Annotated in this window: 5 protein-coding genes; all 5 read left to right on the top strand. The window is 62.0% G+C overall.

Annotation, left to right across the window (positions count from 1 at the left end):
* Positions 1-1,192 (top strand): solute:sodium symporter family transporter (locus BN1134_RS02425; RefSeq protein ID WP_042045042.1); only part of this gene is annotated, 1,192 nt, incomplete at its 5' end.
* A gap of 58 nt (positions 1,193-1,250) precedes the next feature.
* Complete coding sequence (locus BN1134_RS02430) at positions 1,251-3,119, top strand: DUF294 nucleotidyltransferase-like domain-containing protein (RefSeq protein ID WP_042045043.1); 1,869 nt, start codon at positions 1,251-1,253, stop codon at positions 3,117-3,119.
* The gene (locus BN1134_RS02435) at positions 3,116-3,838 is read left to right on the top strand and encodes a 3'-5' exonuclease (RefSeq protein ID WP_042045044.1); all 723 of its coding nucleotides are present in this window, start codon (positions 3,116-3,118) and stop codon (positions 3,836-3,838) included. The genes BN1134_RS02430 and BN1134_RS02435 overlap by 4 nt, the downstream gene beginning before the upstream one ends.
* A 147-nt stretch (positions 3,839-3,985) precedes the next feature.
* The gene (locus BN1134_RS02440) at positions 3,986-5,116 is read left to right on the top strand and encodes a Gfo/Idh/MocA family protein (protein ID WP_042045045.1); all 1,131 of its coding nucleotides are present in this window, start codon (positions 3,986-3,988) and stop codon (positions 5,114-5,116) included.
* A gap of 75 nt (positions 5,117-5,191) precedes the next feature.
* The coding region (locus BN1134_RS02445; RefSeq protein ID WP_042045046.1) for a PfkB family carbohydrate kinase at positions 5,192-5,699 on the top strand (508 nt) is incomplete at its 3' end.

Genomic DNA, 5,699 nt, shown 5'->3' on the forward strand with positions numbered 1-5,699 from the left:
GGTTGGGGGGCTCGGGGCCATCTACGCCATCTTCGGGGGGATCAAGGCGATCGCCGTGGCGGATACGGTCAACGGGGTCGGGCTCATCACAGGGGGCCTGATGGTGACCCTGTTCGCCCTCGCTTATGTCGGTGATGGTGATGTGTGGAGTGGCATGGTTGAGGTCTACAGGAGTAACCCGGCCAAGTTCAACTCTATCGGGGCCGAAGACTCCCTAGTGCCCTTCTCGACCCTGTTTACCGGGCTCATCATCTCCAACATGTTCTTCTGGTGCACCAACCAGTCCATCGTACAGAAGGCGCTGGGGGCCAAGAATCTGGCGGAGGGACAGAAGGGGGTGCTGTTGTGCGCCTTCTTCAAGCTGATGATCCCCTCCATCATCATCCTGCCCGGCATCATCGCCTTTCATATTTTCCAGGGGCAGATGGACAACCCGGACAACGCCTATCCGCGTCTGGTGCAACTGGTGCTGCCCGAGATGCTGGTCGGCTTCTTCGCCGCCGTGGTGGTGGGGGCCGTCTTTTCGACCTTTAGTGGCGGGCTCAACTCCTCGGTGGCGCTGTTTACCGTCAACATCTACCGCAAGAGCCTCAAACCCGACGCCACAGAGGCGCAGACCGTGATGCTGGGCAAGCGCCTTGGCCTCGGATTAGCCCTCATCGCCATGATAGTGGCCCCCTTGGTGGCGAATGCGCCGGATGGGTTGTTCTATCTCATTCAGCAGCTACAGGGGATCTTTAATGCCCCCATCCTGAGCGTGGTCCTCGTGGGCCTGCTGACCAAGCGGGTACCGGCGATCGCCGCCAAGCTGGGGCTGCTGTTTGGCATGTCGGCTTACATCCTGTTCAACTTCATCTTCAAGGTGGATCTCCACTTCTTCCATCTGCTGGGGATCCTGTTTGTCTTAAACGTCGTGTTCATGCTCATCATCGGCCACTTCTACCCGCAGGAGGCCTATCAGGAGGTGTACACCAAACAGGTGGACATCCAGCCCTGGAGCCTAGTGAAGCCGGTGGCCGTGCTCATCTCGCTTGGCTCCTTTTCCATGTATGTCTTTTTGGCCCACAACGTGCCCGGCTGGTTCATGTCCCTCTATTACGTGGTGGCCTTACTGTCGTTGGCATATGTCTTCTGGGCCATGGGGAGCGAGTTGCTGGGAACGAAGCGTTCGGTCGTGCCGGTGGATAAGTGAGCGTTGCGCGTACGGCCGCCTGTCGGGGCACGCTCCGCGTCTTGCAAGGAGGGAAATCATGTCGTTTGACCATGCCCTGCTGCCTAACATTCTGCACTTTCTCTCCACGGCCGATCCCTTCGATCTGCTGAGCGAGTCCGAACTGTCGGTGGTGGCCGGCGGTATCGACATCTCCTACTGGATGCCAGGCGAAGAGATCCCGGGGGAGCTCATTGCCGGGCAGGGGCTTTACATGGTGAGGGTGGGGGCGCTGGAGCAGCGCAACCGGGATCAGAGCCTGCGTGCTCGGCTGGGCAGCGGCGATCTGTTTGGTTTCAGCCAGCTTGAGCGAGCCGGTGAGTGCGACTACCAGGTCTATGCCATAGAGCCGAGCCTGCTCTACCGCATCCCCAAGCGGGTGCTCTATCAGGTCATGGCTCGCAACCCGGCACTCACGGATCACTTCGCCAGTGCCGAGCATCAGCGACTGTCGGCGCAGTGGCATGAGGCCCCCAGCGCGGAGGCCATGCTCTATCTCAAGCCGGTCGCTGAGCTGGTCAACCGGGAGGTGGTCGTGGTCCCGGCTGATGCCAGCATCATGGCGGTGGCGCAGGCGATGGTGCAGCAGCACCGCTCGAGCGCGCTGGTGATGGAGCAGCAGCGTTTACTGGGCATCGTCACGGACAGGGACATGACCAAGCGGGTCGTGGCCGAGGGGCGGCGCCTCGAGGAGCCGGTCAGCCGCGTGATGACGCCGCAGCCCTGCACCATCGAAAGCGATGCCACTGTGTTGCAAGCGGTCGAGCTGATGATGCGCCATAACGTGCGCAGCTTGCCGGTGCTGGAGCAAGGGCGGGTATGCGGCGTGCTCACCGCCACCAGTTTGGTGCAGCGCAGCCGGGTTCAGGCGGTGTTTCTCATCAGCCGGATCTACCGCCAGGAGTCGTGTTCGGCGCTGAGCGCGCTGGCCCGGCAGCGCCAGTGGCTGTTTGAGTCACTGGCGACCCACAGTGTTCCGGCCCAGAGCATCCAGCTCATGATGACCCAGATTGCCGATGCCTTTACCCGTCGGCTGCTGCAACTGGGGGAGCGGGAGTTGGGGCCCCCCCCGTGCGCTTATGCCTGGCTGGTGGCGGGCTCCCAGGCTCGCCAGGAGATGCACGCCCTGTCGGATCAAGATAACGCTCTGGTGCTGGCCGATGAGGCGGACGAGGGGGGGCGCGATTATTTCCGCCGTCTGGGGGCGTTTGTCTGCCATGGCCTGGTGGAGTGCGGTTACCCCTCCTGCCCCGGAGAGATGGTGGCCGCCAATCCCCTTTGGTGCGCCAGCCTGAGCGAGTGGCGCTCCCGCTACCTGCGTTGGGTGCGCGAGGCCGAAGCCGAGGCGCTGCTCAACGTGAGCGTTTTTCTCGATATTCGCTCGCCTTATGGCGAGCCGTCGTTGATCGCGCGGTTGCAAGAAAGCCTTAGCGAGACGATAGCGCAGCACCCCCGCTTTCTTGCCATCCTGGTGGCCAATTCGCTGCGCGTCACCCCGCCGCTTGGCCTGTTTCGCCAGTTTGTGCTGGCGCGGGATGGGGAGAACCGCAGCGTGCTCAACATTAAGCAGCAGGCCATTAACCTGGTGGTCGAGCTGGCCAGGATCTATGCCATGGCGGCCGGCAGCCGCGCCACTGACACGGCGAGCCGGCTGGCCGATGCCGTGCGTGAGGGGGTCATCAGTGAGGGAAGCTGCCGGGAGTTACTGGAGGCGTTTTATTTCATCAATCGGGTGCGCCTTTCCCAGCAGGGGCAGGCGATACGTGCCGGGCTGCGTCCGAGCGACGGCATTCCACCGGCCTCACTGAGTCAGTTCGAGCGCAACCATCTCAAGGATGCCTTTCGCATCATTGCGCGCACGCAGGAGGCGGCGGCCCTGCGCTTTCATGCCAGGGGGTTGCTGAGATGACTCTCGCATGGTGGCGTGATCGTCATCCGCTCGCGCGCCTGGAGCGCCGGCGCCGGCACTGGCTCACGCAGGTGGCGCACTGGCCCGAGCTGGTCGGGCTGCTCGGCGAGCCGTTTCCCGGCCCCAGCGCGGATCCTTGGTGTTTACCCATGCAGGTGCTGGATATGGAAGCCAGCGGGCTCGGTGAACGGGAGCGGCTGTTATCGGTCGGCACGCTGTCCATGCAGGCCGGCATGCTGCACCTGGGGCAGTCACAGCACTTCTACCTGGCCGGGCAGGGGGTGGCTCCCGGCACGGCCGTGATTAACCACATCACGCCTCAGGATCAGCTACGTGGCATTACGCCCAAGGAGGCATTGCGACGGCTGCTGGAGACGCTGCATGGCCGGGTGCTGGTGGCCCACGGCGCGGCCATTGAACGCCACTTCCTGCACCGCCTGCTGGCGGATCACTATCCCGGCGTTCCCGAGCCACCGCTTCTATGGCTGGACACCTTGTCACTCGAGCGCTCATTGAGCCGCCATCGCGGCAGCGGACGGCAGGACTACCGACTCAGTGAGGTGCGCCGTGAGCGGGGCTTGCCGGCCTATGTGGCTCATAACGCCCTGGCCGACACGGTGGCCACCGGTGAGCTGCTACTGGTGCAGATGAAAGAGATCCTGGCCGGGCAGCCGCCCACACTGGGTGCGCTCTATCAGCGGGTGGTCGCCGGACGATAAGTGGGAATAAAAATTCCATCGCGATCACAAATTGAATTTAAATTTTCATTGTAGGTTGTTTGTGAAATAAACGTTCCGTAAAAACGACAGGTGAAACGGTGATGGTCTTTTCGTCCCCGTCGCGTTCATCGAACAGGAGAGCTGGGTATGCAGAGGGTTCGCATCGGATTGATTGGTTCGGGGTACATCGGGCGGGCGCATGCAATCGCCTTTGCTCAGGCTCCCAGCGTATTCCCGCTCAAGGGGAGGTTGGTGCGTGAGATGGTGGCGGAGATCACCCCTGAGCTGGCTCGGCAGAAGGCCGACGAGCTGGGGTTTCACCGCTCGACGGGGGATTGGAGGAGGCTGGTCGCCGATCCTGACATCGATGTGGTCGATATCTGCTCGCCCAATTACCTGCACAAGGAGATGGCGCTTGAGGCTCTGCGCCACGGCAAGCACGTCTACTCGGAGAAGCCGTTGGCCTTGAATGCCAGTGATGCCAAAGAGATGGCCATCGCTGCCAGCGTGGCGGGCGTCAAGACACTGGTGGGGTTCAACTACATGAAGAATCCCACGGCCAGCCTGGCCCGCGAGATCATTGCCAGCGGTGAAATCGGTGAGGTGGTGCACTTTTACGGGACCCACAACGAGGATTACATGGCCGATCCCCAGGCCCCCATCCATTGGCACTGTCTGAAGGCGAGCGCGGGCCTGGGGGCGCTTGGCGATCTGGGCGCCCACATCGTCAACATGGCTCACTTTCTGGTGGGGGATATTGAGCAGGTATGCGGGGATCTGCAAACCGTGATCACCCACAGGCCCGAGGTGGCCGGCTCTGAGGCCATGGTGGCCGTCGAGAACGAGGATCAGGCCCATGCCATGCTGCGTTTTACCTGCGGCGCGCGCGGGGTGATCGAGACCTCCCGCATTGCCTGCGGCCGCAAGATGGGGCTCAGCTATGTGGTGACGGGCACGAAAGGCAGCCTCGCCTTTACCCAGGAGCGGATGGCGGAACTGAAACTCTATCGCCACGACGATCCCGCCGCACGCCAGGGCTTCAAGACCATACTGCTGGGCCCAGCACACACCGACTACGCCCCTTTCTGTGGGGGGGCGGGGCACGGCATTGGCTTTAACGACCAGAAAACGGTGGAGGTGCGCGATCTGATCGATGCCATCGCCACCGGTGGCCCTCTTTGGCCCGACTTTGAGGAGGGGTGGCGCGTCTCGCAGGTACTCGATGCAATCGCCCTTTCACATGCAAAGGGGCGCTGGGTGGCGGTCGCCGAATGCTAGACGGTGATATTCCCCTTTTCCCATGGCCACTTTGGAGCGGCGTGACGAGTGATGGAACCAACAATGGAATCACAGATGAAAAGTAAGAAAAAAAAGCTCGATCTGATCTGCCTTGGCAGGGTGGCGGTGGATCTCTACGGCCAGCAGATCGGGGCTCGCCTTGAGGAGATGGGCTCCTTTGCCAAGTATCTTGGGGGGTCATCTGGAAATGTCGCCTTCGGTACGGCTCGTCTTGGCCTGGCATCAGCCATGCTGGCCAGGGTAGGGGATGAGCACATGGGGCGTTTTCTGCGCGAGGAACTCACCCGCGTGGGCTGCGATACCCGCTATCTCATCACCGATCGGGAGCACCTAACGGCATTGGTGCTCCTCGGCATCAAGGATCAGGAGACCTTTCCGCTCATCTTCTACCGGGAGAATTGCGCCGATATGGCGCTCACCCGTGATGATATCGATGAGGCCTACATTGCATCGGCCCGTTGTCTGGCCATTACCGGGACGCACCTCTCCCACCCCAAGACCCGGGATGCGGTACTGACCGCATTGGGTTATGCCCGCCAGCATGGGTGTCAATCAGCATCGA

This window comes from Aeromonas simiae (genome assembly GCF_000820125.1).
Taxonomy (GTDB): domain Bacteria; phylum Pseudomonadota; class Gammaproteobacteria; order Enterobacterales; family Aeromonadaceae; genus Aeromonas; species Aeromonas simiae.

Excerpts from the sequence above, each read along its gene's own strand:
- BN1134_RS02430 (WP_042045043.1), top strand. The coding sequence starts at position 1,251 with ATGTCGTTTGACCATGCCCTGCTGCCTAACATTCTGCACTTTCTCTCC.
- BN1134_RS02435 (WP_042045044.1), top strand. The coding sequence starts at position 3,116 with ATGACTCTCGCATGGTGGCGTGATCGTCATCCGCTCGCGCGCCTGGAG.
- BN1134_RS02440 (WP_042045045.1), top strand. The coding sequence starts at position 3,986 with ATGCAGAGGGTTCGCATCGGATTGATTGGTTCGGGGTACATCGGGCGG.